The following is a 15254-nucleotide window of genomic DNA, read 5'->3' as shown; positions in this document are numbered from 1 at the left end:
ATAGATGCAAAAAAGTTCCTATAACAAAAATAGTTTATCGCTTGCGGGTACGGTAGCCATGGGGACCGGGGTTATGATCGGTGCGGGAATCTTTGCACTGACGGGTCAGATTGCCGAATTATCCGGGCCACTCTTCCCGCTTGCCTTCCTGATTGGCGCAGTGATTAGCGGCTTTAGCGCCTATACCTATATCAAAGTATCCAATAAATATCCGTCAGCTGGCGGAATCGCTACGATCCTCAAAAAATCCTATGGGCCGTCGACTATTACTGGCGCGGCGGCGTTGATGATGGCCTTTTCGATGATCATCAACGAAAGCCTGGTTGCCAGGACTTTCGGGACTTATACGCTTCAACTGTTCGATATAGGCCGCGATTCCGTTCTGGTTTCGATACTGGCAATAGGGCTGATCATCTTCGCATTTATCGTCAACATCGCCGGTAACAAGATTATCGGTGCGATATCTGGAATCACTGCGATTCTAAAAATCGGCGGTATATTGATTTTTTCCCTCACCATTCTTTGGGCATCCGGGTTCACGTTCGAGTTTACGCAAGCTGCGCCAAGCGAAGCAACTTCGCCAACCGGCTTTATTGCCGGGATTGCACTGGCAATATTAGCGTTCAAGGGATTTACCACAATTACGAATAGCGGCGGCGAGGTCGTTGACCCCAAGAAAAACATTGGTCGCGCTATCATGATCTCATTAGGGATATGTTTGCTAGTATACATGACCGTGGCGCTCGCTGTGGGATCGACGTTGAGCATTAGCGAAATTGCCGCCGCCAAAGACTATGCTTTGGCAGAGGCGGCGCGGCCTGCTTTTGGCGACTATGGAGTATGGTTCACGGTTGCCGTTGCCATCATCGCAACAGCATCGGGTCTCCTTGCCAGCGTCTTTGCCGTATCGCGCATGCTTGCGATGCTCACAGACATGAACCTGATCCCCCATCGCCATTTTGGAATGCCCGGTGACGTGCAAAAGCACACGCTTGTCTTCACAGTTATCGCCGCGGGTCTATTAGCTGCGTTTTTTGATCTGACTCGAATAGCGTCCCTAGGAGCTATATTTTATCTGGTCATGGACATGGTTATCCATTGGGGCGTTTATCGCCATCTCAAGGATGATGTCGGCGCAAAAGCATGGGTTTTGCTTAGCGCTATCATTTTGGATTTGATTGTCCTTGGAGCATTCCTGACCATGAAAGCAGCTAGTGATCCAATGATCATTGCTATTTCTTTCGCTGGCATTGCAGGTTTTTTTGCTTTCGAGAAATATTATTTGTCCACCCGGCGTACCGATGATGAAGCCAAACCCGGCATGGAAGGGCATTCCCATTGATCTGGACAATTTTTCTTGGTCTGTCGATGTTTGGAATAACCGGATTTATCCACTTTCAAGTTATCCACCGGACGCATCAATGGCTCAAATCAACAAGCTTGGGTAAAACCCGTAAATTGGTGATTGGGCTTTATGCCGCAGCCATTGCACATATTTCGGAGGCTGGCCTTTACGCCATTGCATTTGTAGCTGGATCCAGTGCTGGTCTTGGCAGTTTTAAGCCGGCGGATATCTCATCAATGGAAATTTTCTATTTTTCATTGGTGAATTATACATCCCTTGGCCTCGGTGATATTTATCCAACCGGTCATTTGCGGTTTCTGGCAGGTATAGAATCTTTGAACGGATTTTTGCTGATCAGCTGTTCCGCATCGCTTATTTTTATATTGATGACCGAAACGGAAACTAGTCCGGCATAATAGCTGAGGCAAAGCTCCGCGAGGAACGGCTTTTGGATGATTGAAAGAGGCATGATGAAGTACAGACAGCAAACCCGCGGAGCCAAATCGCGACTTCCTTTGCTAGTTTTTCCTGTCTTGGCGTTGCAAACCCCCGTTTTTTCGCTTCAAGCCGAACCAATCACGTTCTCAGAAGCGGTCGAATTGGCAGAGACAGCGACGCCGGCAATCGAGGCTCGGTCGCTCGTCATTGAAGCGGCACAGAGCGCCGCGATTGCCGCCGATCAACTTCCAGATCCGAAGCTTAGCCTAGACATAATGGATCGGAGAATTGCAGGCCCATTCGAGTTTTCTCCGCGCCCTGGTCGTGACGGGTTTCCAAGGCAAAGGATCGGTATCAGCCAGGATATTCCCAATGGCGCAAAAAGACGCGCCCTAGCCGGTCAGGCGATCGCGGACATAACTGTGGCAAGAGCCAATAAGGAAGCTTTGGTTCAGGATGTGCAGCTTTATTCTGCGCTTTCCTGGATCGATCTCTATTACGCCCAGCGGCGGCTCCAAATACTGGAAGTCTTGCAGCAAAGCCTCAATGAAGTGTCGGCAACGGTTGGCGCGCGCCTTGAATCAGGGACCACACGTCCAGCTCAAGCGTTCGAGCCGGAACGGCTGATCGCAAAACTGGCTGACCGGCGCTCGCTGCGCGCCGCCGATATTGAAAAGGCCCGGGCAATGCTCGCGCGGTGGACCGGCATCGACCGCCCCGAAACCCAAGGCAATCTCCCTGAATTCACCATCGACCGGGAAGCTCTTGTAAGCACGATCAAGGAGCTACCCATTCTGGACATTCAGGATGCGAAAGTAGAACGGGCGGACGCCGACGTGGAACTGGCGCGAGCGCAAAAGCGACCCGACTTCAGCGTGAATGCCTCTTATGTGCATCGCCGACCGGAATATGGCGAATATGTCTCGGTTGGTGTAACGATCGATCTGCCGTTATTTGCAAAAAAGCGGCAAAATCCGATAATTGACGCCCGGATACTGGAAGCTAGTGCCGCCCGTTTGGAGGCGAATGATCTAGAGCGACAATTGCAAGCCGAGCTCTCCAGCGACCTCGCTACAAACCGGTCTTACCGGGAAAACTGGGAACGCTCCAAAAACACGCTTTTGCCACTGGCCAAAAAACAGGCTGAACTGGAACGGGTCAGCTATGGCGCCGGCCGCGTTGATCTGGACACCGCGCTTAATGCAGCCGTGGCTTTTGCCGAAGCAGAAATCGATCTGCTCGACCGGGAAGCGACACTGGTTCGCGACACGGTTCGCATCAAATATACCTATGAGAGGAACCAGCCATGACGCTGACATCCATCCAAGACAATAAATGGCGCGTGATTGTTCTTGCTGCGGTTCTGGCCGCTGGGGGCGGCGGATATTGGCTCGGCACCGGCGGGTCCGGCGAAAGCAGCGAAACCGCGGCTACGCAGGGCGAAGGGGAGATACTCTATTATTATGATCCGATGTTTCCTCAGCAGAAATTCGACAAGCCGGGCAAGTCTCCGTTCATGGATATGCAGCTTCTTCCCAAATATGCTGATGAAGCCAGTGATGGGAATGCCAGCGAGCCGGGGATCACCATTGCTCCGGATATTGCGCAAAATCTGGGTATCCGCACCGCTGAGGCGTTGGTTGGAAAAATTGAGTCCAAACTCCGTGTAACGGGAACAATCGAGTTTAACGAACGCGATGTAGCCATTGTTCAGGCCAGGTCGGGCGGATTTGTCCAGCGCACCTATCGCCGTGCACCTAGCGACATTGTGCCCGCCGGCGCTCCCTTGGCAGACATATTGGTGCCCGACTGGGGCGGCGCACAGGCAGAATATCTTGCGTTAGCACGAAGCGGCAATGATCGTTTTGCCGCTGCGGCCAAGGAAAGAATGCGGCTGCTCGGCATGCCGGATGATCTGATCCGCCGGGTAGAGCGAAGTGGAAGGCAGCAAAGCGTTTACACGGTGTCGGCGCCCATCGGCGGGGTGATCGAAAGCCTGAGCGTAAGAGAAGGTATGACCTTGGCTGAAGGCCAGCCGCTGGCACAGATTAACGGACTGAATACCGTATGGCTGAATGTTGCCATTCCCGAAGCAAGAGCATCGGAAATACGTGTTGGACAGCGCGCAGTTGCTGAACTGCAAAGCTTCCCCGATATCGAATTTGCGGGCAAAGTTATCGCCATTCTTCCGTCCGTCGAAAGCGGCAGCAGGACGCTCACAGGACGGATCGAACTAGCCAATAAAGGCGGACGACTTCGTCCCGGCATGTTCGCTACCGTAGATATGGGTGACACGGGCAGTCCCGCTATTCTGGTCCCAACCGAAGCGATTATCGCAACTGGAACGCGCAACTTGGTAATGCTAGCGAATGGCAAGGGTCGATATCGTCCGGCGGAAGTAAAAACTGGCCGCGAAGGCGGCGGGCAAACGGAAATATTGGCCGGCCTGTCACCAGGTGAAAAAGTGATCGTTTCCGGCCAGTTTCTGGTCGATTCAGAAGCGAGCCTTTCAGGGATCAAAGTGCGTCCGATTGAGGGTGAGCAGAAAAGCGCGCCCATGGAAATGCCCGGTTATCAAACCTCCGGCAGAATTGAAGCGATCAAAAGCGGCGCGGTCACCTTGTCGCACGAACCGGTGCCCGCCCTCAAATGGCCAGCCATGACGATGGACTTCAAACTTGCCAAACCGGGATTGTTGCGCGGTTTTAAAAAAGGCGACCTCGTCGCCTTTCGTTTCGAGCAAATGAAAACCGGATCAACCATCACCAGCATTAGCCGCGCAGAGGCCAGCCAATGATCGAAAAGGTCATACGCCTCAGTGTGAAAGCACGCATATTTGTCCTGTTGATAATGGCGGCATTACTGGCCTCGGGTATCTGGGCCGTCAGAACCATGCCGGTCGATGCCCTGCCGGACCTTTCCGATGTTCAAGTGATTATTCGCACCCCCTATCCCGGGCAGGCACCGCAGATCGTCGAAAACCAGGTAACTTATCCTATCACAACCACAATGCTGTCGGTTCCGGGGGCGCGCGCGGTGCGCGGCTATTCATTCAATGGAGACAGCTATGTCTATGTGCTGTTCGATGACAGCACCGATCTCTATTGGGCGCGTTCACGGGTTCTGGAATATCTCAATCAGGTTCAGGCCGATCTGCCGACCGGCGTTGTCCCGACGCTGGGGCCAGACGCGACTGGTGTCGGCTGGATCTATGAATATGCCCTTGTTGACCGGACGGGGCGCAATGACCTGTCTCAGCTGCGTTCGTTGCAGGACTGGTTCCTTCGCTATGAGCTGCAGACCATTCCCGGCGTTGCGGAAGTCGCGTCGATTGGCGGTATGGTCAAACAATATCAGGTCGTGCTTGATCCTGACCGGATGGTGTCTCTGGGGATTGAGCAGGACAGCGTGATCAAGGCGATCCAGAACGCAAATCAGGAAGTCGGCGGTTCGATCGTGGAACTGGCCGAACGCGAATATATCGTGAGGGCCAACGGCTATCTGGAAAATCTAGATGATTTCCGGGCCATTCCCTTAAAGACCGCACGCGGCGGTGTTCCCGTCACCTTGGGCGATATTGCGCGGATTCAAATAGGCCCCGAGATCAGACGCGGGATAGCAGAACTGAACGGTGAAGGAGAAGTGGCTGGCGGCGTCATCATCTTGCGTTCGGGCAAAAACGCCCGCGAGACAATTGCTGGCGTCAAAGAGAAACTTGCGACGCTAAAGCAGAGCCTGCCGCCCGGAGTCGAGATTGTGACGACCTATGACCGTTCCGAACTGATCGACAAGGCGGTCGACAATCTCACCACGAAATTGCTCGAAGAATTCATCGTCGTTGCCATAGTCTGCGCATTGTTCCTTTGGCACGCCCGCTCCGCACTCGTGGCAATTTTAACCCTGCCGCTTGGTATATTGATCGCTTTTCTGGTGATGCGCTTTCAGGGGATTAACGCTAATATCATGTCGCTTGGCGGAATTGCCATTGCCATTGGCGCGATGGTTGATGCCGCCATTGTCATGATCGAGAACGCGCACAAGCATCTTGAAAAATGGCAGAATGACAACCCGGATGCCAAGATGCCGGGCGAAAAGCGATGGCAACTGATCGTTGACGCGGCGGTTGAAGTTGGCCCCGCGCTATTCCTCAGCCTACTGATCATCACCTTTTCATTCCTGCCGATTTTTACTCTGGAAGGACAAGAAGGACGATTATTCTCTCCTCTGGCATTCACAAAAACCTACGCGATGGCGGGGGCTGCCATTCTCTCGATCACCTTGATACCGGTTTTGATGGGCTATTTCATTCGCGGAAAAATACCGTCCGAAGAGAAAAATCCGATCAGTCGCTTCCTCATGAAAATCTATAGGCCAGCACTCGACTGGTCGCTCAAAAGCCCGAAGAAACTGCTCGTGATCGCGCTGCTCATCTTTGCTACCAGCGCTTGGCCGATCAGCCAGCTTGGCGGCGAGTTCATGCCGCAAATGGATGAAGGCGATTTGCTTTACATGCCTAATGCCCTGCCGGGGCTATCTCCGGCGAAAGCCTCTGAACTGCTTCAACAGACCAACCGATTGATAAAATCGGTGCCTGAAGTGGAAACAGTGTTCGGTAAAGCTGGGCGCGCCGATACAGCAACTGATCCTGCCCCGCTCACCATGTTCGAGACGACCATCCATTTCAAGCCGAAGGAGGAATGGCGCGCGGGCATGACGTCGGACAAGCTGATCGAGGAACTCGACAAAGCCGTCAGGGTGCCCGGACTGGCCAATTTCTGGATACCGCCGATCCGCAACCGTATCGAAATGCTCTCGACCGGGATCAAAAGTCCGATCGGGATCAAGGTCTCGGGTGATAATCTCGAAGCAATCGACAAGGTCGCCCAGAAAATTGAGGGCGCGGCCAAAAAGGTCGATGGTGTCAGCTCGGCGTTGGCGGAAAGACTGACCGGTGGGAGCTATATCGACATTGATATCGACCGCGCTGCTGCCGCCCGTTACGGACTCAATATTTCCGATGTCCAGTCTGTCGTATCAAGCGCCATTGGGGGCAAGAATATCGGCGAAACCGTCGAAGGGCTGGCACGCTATCCGATCAGCGTCCGCTATCCGCGAGAGATACGGGATAGCCTGGAAAACCTGCGAAATCTTCCGGTTCTCACGCCATCCTTGCAGCAGATTACCTTGGGCACTGTTGCCGACATTGACATCAGTTCCGGGCCGCCGATGCTGCGCAGTGAAAATGGCCGGCCATCAACCTGGATATATGTCGATACCAGGGGGAGAGATCTCGTATCGGTGGTCGCAGACTTGCAAGCGGCTATTGGCAAGGAGGTTGATCTGCCGCCCGGCGTCAGCGTGGCTTATACCGGGCAATTTGAATATCTGCAGCGCGCAACCAATCGGCTGATGGTGGTCGTGCCCGCCACTTTGGCGATCATCTTCTTCCTGCTCTATCTGACTTTCCGCCGTTTCGATGAAGCGTTGCTGATCATGGCAACCTTGCCATTCGCATTCACCGGCGGACTATGGCTCCTCTATTGGATGGGCCTCAACCAGTCGATTGCAACTGCGGTTGGTTTTATCGCGCTTGCGGGTGTGTCGGCTGAATTTGGCGTGGTGATGCTGATCTATCTGAAACAGGCACTGGAAGCGCGCGGCGACAAGCCGGACGCGGAGCAGGTGAAACAGGCAGTGCGCGAAGGCGCGTTGCTACGGATAAGGCCAAAGGCGATGACGGTCGCGGTGATTCTGGCAGGCCTGTTCCCGATCCTGATAGGCGAAGGCGCCGGGTCGGAAATTATGCGCCGGATTGCCGCTCCGATGGTCGGCGGCATGCTGAGCGCGCCTTTGCTTTCGCTATTTGTGGTGCCCGCAGCATATTATCTGCTTCGCAAACGTGAGTTCGCTCGCAGCGAGCACTGACCTTTTTGTTCCTGAAAATCGACGATCTGTCGGTTTGGCGAAAAGGCCAGTGTTGGCGGTTGCAGCCAGCCTAACATCTTCTCATGCATATTGCCCTGCGGGTGTCCTTTGTACCAGTAACATTTGTAGAGCAAACTCAAGTTAGAGTCCCTGGAAGTCCTGGGAATTTCATAAATGGCTGTCGAAACGTGTCATAGTTTGCAGGAATTTTATCAACAATATCAGGAGTAGGGTAGTCTGTATTCCACTGACAAAAATCGCACCCCGCCGCTATCGGATTTTTCGAAAAAGGGAAAATTGGTTGATCAATGAGATCGCTTATCTTTATTCACTTTTGTAAGTGAAGCAGACGTCGGCATAGAGGGTTGTAGACCTCTCCATGCTCGTCACTTGCTTATCTATGTGCTTCGGATAAAGTGCCATTATTGAAAATTTCAGAAAATTCGTATAACTGTCACTTTATGACAGTATAGGGAATTATATGAATAGGCTGATTCAATGTGTAATTGACGCTAATTATGCTGATCAAATTCTAACCGAAAAGCAACTAGCGCGTATTTTGGGCGGTAGCGACAACAGTCGCTACGGTTTGGTAAAGCGCGCGATGCAAGCAGGGGATCTGGTAAAAATCAAACGCGGTCAATATGTTCTGGCGGATCGACACCGAAAATACCCAGTTCACCCATTCCGTCTAGCACAGGCATTAGTGGTGGGCAGCTATGTATCAATGGAAAGCGCACTCGCTTTTCACGGATGGATTCCCGAAGCGGTATTTGCGACGGTCAGTGTGACGCCAGGACGCAAATCTACTGATGTTGACCACTCTGTTTTTGGAAAATTTGCTTTTCGCCCCCTCGCACTAAACAAAACCGGATTTCTTGAAGGAGTTGAACGCCAGACCATCAGTAATCAAACCGTGCTGGTGGCAAAGCCGCTGCGCGCCCTATTCGATCTGATCGCCCTCAAGAAATACAAATGGCAAGGAATGGGGTGGATTAGCAGCGGAATGCGTATTGATTCAGAATATCTGCTGAGAACGCCCCGGAAGGATTTTTATACCTTGAGGCGCGTTTACAAGCACAAAGCGGTTCTGGAATTTCTAAATCATCTTGAGCAGCATGTGGTGGCTCTGAAAGTGCAGGAAAATATCCAAAAAGACGAAGGTTTGTTGAAATGAATGATATTATTCGAACCCGGTTGGCCAGCTACAAACCTGCCAACGATATTGAGGAGGAGAATGCGGCGAAGGAGATCATTCAGGAAATCGCACTTTATGGGCTTTGGCGGGCAAAGTTTTTTGACGTCGCGGTTTTCCAAGGGGGCACAAGTCTGCGAATCCTCCATAAGCTTCCGAGGTTTTCAGAAGACCTGGACTTTATGCTACTCAAACCCGACGCAGATTTTGATTGGTCTCCATTTCTGAAAATCCTGACTGAAACTTTCGAAGAATATGGTCTCAAACCAGAGACGGTTTCAAAAGAACAGATGGAAAAGCGCATTCGCCGACCTGTGATCAAGGACAATTCCATTGCAAATCAACTGGATTTGTCATTTCCCAATAGCGACCCGCGCCGCAAGTTGAAGATTAAACTCGAAATTGATGTAGAGCCTCCTGCTGGCTCCCAAGATGAATATAGTTTCCTAGACTTTCCGGTCGACTACGAAGTGCGTCATCAAGACATGGCATCCAATTTCGCGCTGAAAATCCATGCGCTACTGTGCCGTGAACATTTAAAAGGCCGCGATTGGTTCGACTTTTCCTGGTATGTAACGAAAGGCGTTTTTCCAAACTTGCCACATCTTGAAGCAGCTTTGGTTCAATTTGGTCCATGGGCTGAGGAGGATGAACTTACGGTCAACTCGAAATGGCTTGAAAAAGCCATGATCAATAAAATTCAGTCAATTGATTGGGAAGTGGCCGCTGAGGATGTCAGGCGGTTTCTGCGCCCCGCAGAAGCAGAATCCTTGAAGCTGTGGAGCGAGAGGTTTTTTAATTCCAAATTGAGTAAAATGATCAATAATGAAAGGCCTGCTTAGTGGTTGATAGCTTTCATGAGAGCAAAGCCAATGAAAGCTGGTAGTTGAATCGGTTCTTTTTTGCTCCCCTAAATTAGTTTCCACTCACTTCAGCGATTGCTCATCAAACAGCGAATTGATGACGGGGCAATCAGGAACCTCTCCTCCTGCGCATCGCGAGGACATGTCCGATAAGGTTCGTTCAAGTTTCTTGAGGTCTGATATTTTACTCTTGATGTCCGCAATACGCTGCGTTGTTACATCCAATACTTCGCCGCAAGTATAGTCATCAGAGTCCACAAGGTTAAGCAGTCCGCGCAATTGCTCGATTGAAAAACCCAGTTCCCGGCTGCGCAATATGAACTTCAACCGTCTTTGATCGTCCAAGGAATGTACGCGATGGCCGCTTTCGGTTCGATCAGGTTCGTGCATCAGAGCGATCTTCTCGTAATAGCGTATGGTCTCCAAATTGCATCCGGTTGATTGGGCCAATTTTCCGCGCTTCATAGACTGCATGATAAAACCTCTTGATCCTGTAGTTACTACAGGGCGTATAACCGGTTCATGAGCGAGATAACAGAGCAACAGGTACAGCCGGGGACGGGAGAGAAACTGGCTGCCGGCGGCGGACTGGCCAGTGCAATAGCTGGTCTGATTGGTGCATCCTGCTGTGTGTTGCCAATCATATTGTTCAAAATAGGCGTCGGCTCTGCAGTGATTGGCAATCTGATATTTTTTGCTGACAAAACGGAATATTTCCTGATTGGAGCGCTGTTGTTCATCACGCCGGGAGTCATCGCATCGTTCTGGGGTGGAAGAAGACCCGGAAAACGAGCGATCCTCATGTTTGGCCTTTCCGCTTTTATCGTCCTTCTTGCCTATATTTTACCGAGCTTTGAGGGTGACATTTTGCGCCTGTTGGGAATTCGCTGATGGAATTGCGTTCAATGATAACATGCCCAAAATGTGGCCATGCCGAAACCGAAACTATGCCAACCGATGCTTGCCAGTTTTTTTATGACTGCAAGGGATGCGCTGTTGTTTTGCGTCCGAACAAAGGAGATTGCTGCGTTTTCTGTTCGTTCGGAACCATTTCTTGTCCTCCCATTCAGGAAGCCCGAGCCAATGGCGGTTCGGCTTGCTGCTAGACGGATTGCACTTACAGCAGTGATATAAGAATCCAGCATTTTGAGAAATGGCGGAAAATTGGTCGGGACGAGAGAATTCGAACCTCCTACCCCACACCCCCAGTAAGGCCTGCTCGAATTGATCCGATCATCTTTATCCAAGGTTTTTCCATCAGAGTACGTTCTTTGCTTTAGAAAACCACTACGCGAATCCATCCTATTCTTTAGATTTCAAGTGGTCCTTTACTGAGGAATAATCCTCCTGTCCGCATGCGGATTTGAATTGTGATACAATCCATGAATGAGCGATCCAGATCCAACGACATTGAAAACTGTGGCGACACCAATTCGAAGCCGTATGGACCTTCTCTCCCGCAATAAACGTCTTGACGGGCTTGAGCGCCTGGGCGCTTATCGTGAGCTTAATCAACTTGTAAAAGACCTCGATGCAACTGTCGATGAATTTTCTCGCGACGAGAAATCGTAATCGGATAGCATCTCAATCTATAGCATTTATCATTGATCGATATTTGAGCGAGAAGGTTCGTCAACGTCTGCCTGTGATATTTTTGTCCTCCAAGCGTTAAAGAATCTCTCATCCATCAGTTTGGCAAAATTGAAGTTTTCTCATTTGCTACCCAAAACGCTACCCAGGTTGCAAATATTGCAACTCTGAATTTCGGATTTTTAGAAAAATCTTTATTATCAACGTATTATGGTGAGCCCTGCTGGGTTCGAACCAGCGACCTACTGATTAAAAGTCAGTTGCTCTACCGACTGAGCTAAGGGCCCCTCAACAGGCTGGTGCAGTGCGCCAGCCCTTGGGAAGCGCTTCCCTAGGGGCGCTTTGTTTCATGGTCAAGCGGCTTTGGCGCTTTTTTCCCTTGTTTTCTGGGTCGCCGGTTGCGGGCGTCCAGCTGGGCGATCGTCCTGCCGGTCAGGGGATCGCGCCAATCGCCCGCAATCTCCGCCGCAGGGCGCAGGACAAAGCTGCGTTCGCGCATCAGCGGATGGGGGATGGTGAGGGCCGGTTGATCGCTGGCAAAGGTGCCGCCGCTCCACAAAATGATGTCGAGGTCGAGCACCCGCCGCGACCAAGCCTGACCGCGGCGACGGCCAAATTCTGATTCGATACGCTTGAGCAGGGCCAGCAGGGCAGGCGGCGGCAATGTCGTTTCGACGATCGCGACTCCATTGGCATAGCTGCGCTGGGACGGTCCGACCGGGCGCGAGGCGACGGTGCCGGAGGTTTCGACCATGGTCAGGCCTTGTCCGGCCAGCCGCTGTCCAGCCGCGGCAATTATGGCGCGCGGCGCGCCAAATTGCTGGTGGCGCTGGTTCGAACCCAGGGCGATCAGGTAGAGCATATGCGGCAATCTGGCTCCTGTGCGACGTAGAGATTAAGGGAACGGGAACAAATGGTTCCAAGCGGGCGGATCGGCTGCTATCATGAGATCAATAGCAAGGAAATCAAGGAGAAGCTTCGTGAGTCAGCATTATATCACTTTGTCGGGCGTGGTCCTGTTGTCACTCGTGGCCGCCGGATGCAGCCAGGAAGGCATATCCCCGGGCGAAGTCAGCGGCAATGTCGCGCGGGCGGCGCTGGTCGGCGCGGACCAGACTGAATATGGCGAAGTGATTGCGGCGCAGGGCGACAATGGTCTGATCATCAACATCAAGGCCCAGGGCATGTCGCCTGGTCCGCATGGCGTGCATATTCACGAGACCGGCAAATGCGAAGGTCCCGATTTCAAATCCGCTGGCGGCCACTGGAATCCGGGCGTGAAACAGCATGGCTTTGACAATCCGCAAGGAGCGCATGCGGGCGATTTCTTCAATCTGGACATTGGCGCAGACGGAACCGGCGCGCTGGAAGCGACCATAGCCGGCGCAACGCTCAGCGATGGCGACTATGCCCTGCTCGATGCCGATGGCGCGGCTTTCGTGGTGCATGAAGGTCCGGATGATCTGAAGACCGATCCCTCCGGTGAAAGCGGCGGCCGGCTGGCTTGCGGCGTGTTTGTCGGCGGCCGCTGATCCAGTCCTTTGTTGGTAAATGTAGAGTAGTTTGATGAGCCAGTCCGTGTTGTTTGTCTGTCTTGGCAATATTTGCCGTTCGCCGCTGGCCGAAGCGGCCTTGCGGCAGGAATGCCTGCGTTCCGAGTTGAATATCATTGTCGATTCTGCCGGCACCGGCGACTGGCATGTCGGGCAGCCGCCAGACGAACGCGCGCAGGCCGTTGCGGCGCGGAATGGCATGGAAATCGGGCATTTTCGGGCGCGTCAGGTGAAGGCAGCGGATTTTCGCGATTTTGATCATATCATCGCGCTGGACAACCAGAATTTGCGCGATCTGAACGCATTGCGTCCGGCGAAAGCGGTTTCGCAACTGTCGCTACTCTTCGATCATGTCGCGGGCAGGGCGGGCGAGGATGTCGCCGATCCCTATTATGGCGGCGACAGTGATTTTGACCAGACCTGGGCGGAAGTGACTGAAGCGGCCCGGAATATCAGGCAATGGCTTGCCGCGGGCTAGAGAGTCCCGGCGGCCACTGCTTCTGGAAAATTTTTTCGATAATCGGCTGGCCCGATAGAAGCTATCTATCGAATCTGACGGGATTATTTTGCCAAGCCAAGGCGGTTTCCCTTGAAAAAAATGCGCTATTACCCGATATTGTAACCTATAGAGCCTGTTTTTCGGCTCGCCAATTTGAGGAGTATGCAATTATGGCTTGGCAAGATCCAAGAACAACCTTCGGGCAGGCCCCTGTGGGCACCGCTCCGCAGACCGAGGTCGCGTTCGACGCGGGCCTGCGCACTTACATGCTCAAAGTCTATAATTACATGGCCAGCGGCGTATTGCTTACCGGCATCGTCGCGATGCTGTTCGCCAGCTCCGGTCTCGCGCAGGACATCATGTTCGGCGGCGGGCCGCTGAAATGGGTGATCATGTTGTCTCCGCTCGCGATCGTATTCGCGATGAGCTTCGGGCAGAATAAATTCTCCACATTCACGCTACAGGCGATGTTCTGGGGCTTTGCCGCTCTGATGGGCATGTCCATGTCGACCATATTCCTGGTCTATACGGGCGCATCGATCGCGCAGACCTTCTTTGCCACGGCAGCCGCCTTTTTGGGCCTGAGCCTTTATGGTTATACGACCAAGAAAGATCTTTCCGGCTGGGGCAGCTTCCTGATCATGGGCGTGGTCGGTATTCTGGTCGCGATGGTGATCAACATTTTCCTGCAGTCGACGATGATGCAACTCGTGATCAGTGCGATCGGTGTTCTGATTTTCGCGGGCCTTACCGCCTACGACACGCAGCGGATCAAGAGCATGTATGCTTATGTGGCGGGAACCGACATGGTCGGCAAGACCGTGGTCCTGAGCGCACTCAGCCTCTATCTGGACTTTATCAACATGTTCCAGTTCCTGCTCTACTTCATGGGTGGGCGCGAATAGGCCGATTTGGCTCACTAGAGATTATCGGAAAAGCCCGGCAGGAAACTGTCGGGCTTTTTCTTTTGCCACTTCGTCGAGATTTGAGCGCAAATGCTGGACATTTATAAGCGTGAATCATAAGGAAACGGCTGTTGTTTTGGGAGAATATCACAATGCCGCGTTTGAAGGATATGCGTCTTATATTGGTAGCCGGCGGATTGGCTCTGCTTGCCGCCTGTCAAACGCCGCCGCCTCCGCCGCCGCCAGCTCCGGTTGTGCAACCACAATATACGCCGCGCGCGCCGACACCGCCATTTGGCGCGAGTAACCTGTCGATCGTACCCTCGCTTCGAACCGACGGACTGCGCGAGACAATCAATCGTGATCTCGGACCGCTCGAGACCCTATGGCATGTCCGGGCTGCACTGAATGTTGCCGCGCTCAGCTGCACCGGGCCGCTCTACGAGCGCCTGGTTGACGATTATAATGCGTTCATCAAGAATAACAGCGCTTCGCTGCGCAATGCCAACAACGCGATTATCAGGAAATTCCAGCGGGACACCGGCAGCGGTTACAAGACCGAGCATGACCGTCACCAGACCCAGCTCTATAATTACTGGTCCTTCTCGCCGCTGCGCCGGCCCTTTTGTGATCAGGCCGTGCAGATCAGCCAGCGTGCTATCGTGACCAAATCCGCCGATCTCAACCTGTTTGCGGAACAGGCCTTGCCGGAACTGGAAAAGCCGTTCACCGATTTCTATCTCGCCTATGAGGAATATGAACGCGATCTTCAGGCTTGGCAGGTTCAATATGGGCAGCCGGAAGCTGTCGCTGAACAGCCGGCCGTTGAACAGCCCGTTCTCGATTACGAGCAGCCCGCTCCCGGCGAATGAATGGCCTTTAAGTGGTTATAGAAAAGGCCAGACGGGACGCTCCCTCTGGCCTTTTCTTTGTCTTGGGCA

Annotated in this window: 16 protein-coding genes and 1 tRNA gene; 14 read left to right on the top strand and 3 right to left on the bottom strand. The window is 52.8% G+C overall.

Features of this window, described 5'->3' with window-relative positions; genetic code table 11:
* Window positions 1-4 precede the first annotated feature (4 nt).
* From ACWFTY_RS12195 to ACWFTY_RS12165, 7 genes are all read left to right on the top strand, one after another.
* Window positions 5-1342, top strand: a complete 1338-nt coding sequence (locus tag ACWFTY_RS12195; RefSeq protein ID WP_335656519.1) for an APC family permease — start codon at window positions 5-7, stop codon at window positions 1340-1342.
* Complete coding sequence (locus ACWFTY_RS12190; RefSeq protein ID WP_335656518.1) at window positions 1339-1761, top strand: ion channel; 423 nt, start codon at window positions 1339-1341, stop codon at window positions 1759-1761. Before ACWFTY_RS12195 ends, ACWFTY_RS12190 begins: the two co-directional genes overlap by 4 nt.
* A gap of 36 nt (window positions 1762-1797) precedes the next feature.
* Window positions 1798-3093, top strand: a complete 1296-nt coding sequence (locus ACWFTY_RS12185; protein WP_447524492.1) for a TolC family protein — start codon at window positions 1798-1800, stop codon at window positions 3091-3093.
* Complete coding sequence (locus ACWFTY_RS12180) at window positions 3090-4580, top strand: efflux RND transporter periplasmic adaptor subunit (protein ID WP_447524491.1); 1491 nt, start codon at window positions 3090-3092, stop codon at window positions 4578-4580. The genes ACWFTY_RS12185 and ACWFTY_RS12180 overlap by 4 nt, the downstream gene beginning before the upstream one ends.
* Complete coding sequence (locus ACWFTY_RS12175) at window positions 4577-7708, top strand: efflux RND transporter permease subunit (protein WP_447524490.1); 3132 nt, start codon at window positions 4577-4579, stop codon at window positions 7706-7708. Before ACWFTY_RS12180 ends, ACWFTY_RS12175 begins: the two co-directional genes overlap by 4 nt.
* A gap of 481 nt (window positions 7709-8189) precedes the next feature.
* Entirely contained in the window at window positions 8190-8885 is a 696-nt protein-coding gene (locus ACWFTY_RS12170; RefSeq protein WP_447524489.1) for a type IV toxin-antitoxin system AbiEi family antitoxin domain-containing protein, read from the top strand.
* Window positions 8882-9745 carry a nucleotidyl transferase AbiEii/AbiGii toxin family protein gene (locus ACWFTY_RS12165; protein WP_447524488.1) on the top strand — a complete coding sequence of 288 codons (864 nt, stop codon included), beginning with the start codon at window positions 8882-8884 and terminating at the stop codon, window positions 9743-9745. The genes ACWFTY_RS12170 and ACWFTY_RS12165 overlap by 4 nt, the downstream gene beginning before the upstream one ends.
* An 84-nt stretch (window positions 9746-9829) precedes the next feature.
* Here the strand turns inward: ACWFTY_RS12165 and ACWFTY_RS12160 are convergent, their stop codons facing one another.
* Window positions 9830-10231: a MerR family transcriptional regulator gene (locus tag ACWFTY_RS12160; RefSeq protein WP_447524487.1), complete on the bottom strand. Its 402-nt coding sequence runs from the start codon at window positions 10229-10231 to the stop codon at window positions 9830-9832.
* 57 nt (window positions 10232-10288) lie between these two features.
* Here ACWFTY_RS12160 and ACWFTY_RS12155 point away from each other — a divergent pair, with 57 nt between their 5' ends.
* From ACWFTY_RS12155 to ACWFTY_RS12145, 3 genes are all read left to right on the top strand, one after another.
* Window positions 10289-10657 (top strand): hypothetical protein, encoded by a 369-nt coding sequence (locus ACWFTY_RS12155; protein ID WP_447524486.1) that lies wholly within the window; start codon window positions 10289-10291, stop codon window positions 10655-10657.
* Entirely contained in the window at window positions 10657-10872 is a 216-nt protein-coding gene (locus tag ACWFTY_RS12150) for a GDCCVxC domain-containing (seleno)protein (protein WP_447524485.1), read from the top strand. Before ACWFTY_RS12155 ends, ACWFTY_RS12150 begins: the two co-directional genes overlap by 1 nt.
* A 280-nt stretch (window positions 10873-11152) precedes the next feature.
* The gene (locus ACWFTY_RS12145) at window positions 11153-11338 is read left to right on the top strand and encodes a hypothetical protein (RefSeq protein ID WP_447524484.1); all 186 of its coding nucleotides are present in this window, start codon (window positions 11153-11155) and stop codon (window positions 11336-11338) included.
* Window positions 11339-11567: 229 nt separating this feature from the next.
* Here the strand turns inward: ACWFTY_RS12145 and ACWFTY_RS12140 are convergent.
* A tRNA-Lys gene (locus ACWFTY_RS12140) sits at window positions 11568-11643 on the bottom strand.
* A 44-nt stretch (window positions 11644-11687) separates the two neighbouring features.
* On the bottom strand, window positions 11688-12218 hold the full coding sequence (gene folK, locus ACWFTY_RS12135) for a 2-amino-4-hydroxy-6-hydroxymethyldihydropteridine diphosphokinase (protein WP_447524483.1): 531 nt from the start codon (window positions 12216-12218) through the stop codon (window positions 11688-11690).
* 118 nt (window positions 12219-12336) lie between these two features.
* Here folK and ACWFTY_RS12130 point away from each other — a divergent pair, with 118 nt between their 5' ends.
* From ACWFTY_RS12130 to ACWFTY_RS12115, 4 genes are all read left to right on the top strand, one after another.
* Window positions 12337-12888 (top strand): superoxide dismutase family protein, encoded by a 552-nt coding sequence (locus tag ACWFTY_RS12130; RefSeq protein WP_447524482.1) that lies wholly within the window; start codon window positions 12337-12339, stop codon window positions 12886-12888.
* Window positions 12889-12922: 34 nt separating this feature from the next.
* Window positions 12923-13387: a low molecular weight protein-tyrosine-phosphatase gene (locus ACWFTY_RS12125; RefSeq protein ID WP_447524481.1), complete on the top strand. Its 465-nt coding sequence runs from the start codon at window positions 12923-12925 to the stop codon at window positions 13385-13387.
* A gap of 191 nt (window positions 13388-13578) precedes the next feature.
* Window positions 13579-14313: a Bax inhibitor-1/YccA family protein gene (locus ACWFTY_RS12120; protein ID WP_447524480.1), complete on the top strand. Its 735-nt coding sequence runs from the start codon at window positions 13579-13581 to the stop codon at window positions 14311-14313.
* Window positions 14314-14465: 152 nt separating this feature from the next.
* A complete protein-coding gene (locus ACWFTY_RS12115; protein ID WP_447524479.1) occupies window positions 14466-15185 on the top strand; it encodes a hypothetical protein in 720 nt (239 codons plus the stop codon).
* Window positions 15186-15254: the final 69 nt, after the last annotated feature.

It is taken from the genome of Parasphingorhabdus sp. NYA22, assembly GCF_976973735.1.
Note: the sequence above shows the minus strand (reverse complement) of the source record. Positions and strands in the feature narration are given on the sequence as shown.

Coding starts and splice junctions, on each gene's coding strand:
- ACWFTY_RS12155 (WP_447524486.1), top strand. CDS start 10,289: ATGAGCGAGATAACAGAGCAACAGGTACAGCCGGGGACGGGAGAGAAA.
- ACWFTY_RS12180 (WP_447524491.1), top strand. CDS start 3,090: ATGACGCTGACATCCATCCAAGACAATAAATGGCGCGTGATTGTTCTT.
- folK (WP_447524483.1), bottom strand. CDS start 12,218: ATGCTCTACCTGATCGCCCTGGGTTCGAACCAGCGCCACCAGCAATTT.
- ACWFTY_RS12185 (WP_447524492.1), top strand. CDS start 1,798: ATGATTGAAAGAGGCATGATGAAGTACAGACAGCAAACCCGCGGAGCC.
- ACWFTY_RS12120 (WP_447524480.1), top strand. CDS start 13,579: ATGGCTTGGCAAGATCCAAGAACAACCTTCGGGCAGGCCCCTGTGGGC.
- ACWFTY_RS12195 (WP_335656519.1), top strand. CDS start 5: ATGCAAAAAAGTTCCTATAACAAAAATAGTTTATCGCTTGCGGGTACG.
- ACWFTY_RS12170 (WP_447524489.1), top strand. CDS start 8,190: ATGAATAGGCTGATTCAATGTGTAATTGACGCTAATTATGCTGATCAA.
- ACWFTY_RS12145 (WP_447524484.1), top strand. CDS start 11,153: ATGAGCGATCCAGATCCAACGACATTGAAAACTGTGGCGACACCAATT.
- ACWFTY_RS12175 (WP_447524490.1), top strand. CDS start 4,577: ATGATCGAAAAGGTCATACGCCTCAGTGTGAAAGCACGCATATTTGTC.
- ACWFTY_RS12165 (WP_447524488.1), top strand. CDS start 8,882: ATGAATGATATTATTCGAACCCGGTTGGCCAGCTACAAACCTGCCAAC.
- ACWFTY_RS12115 (WP_447524479.1), top strand. CDS start 14,466: ATGCCGCGTTTGAAGGATATGCGTCTTATATTGGTAGCCGGCGGATTG.
- ACWFTY_RS12125 (WP_447524481.1), top strand. CDS start 12,923: ATGAGCCAGTCCGTGTTGTTTGTCTGTCTTGGCAATATTTGCCGTTCG.
- ACWFTY_RS12150 (WP_447524485.1), top strand. CDS start 10,657: ATGGAATTGCGTTCAATGATAACATGCCCAAAATGTGGCCATGCCGAA.
- ACWFTY_RS12160 (WP_447524487.1), bottom strand. CDS start 10,231: ATGAAGCGCGGAAAATTGGCCCAATCAACCGGATGCAATTTGGAGACC.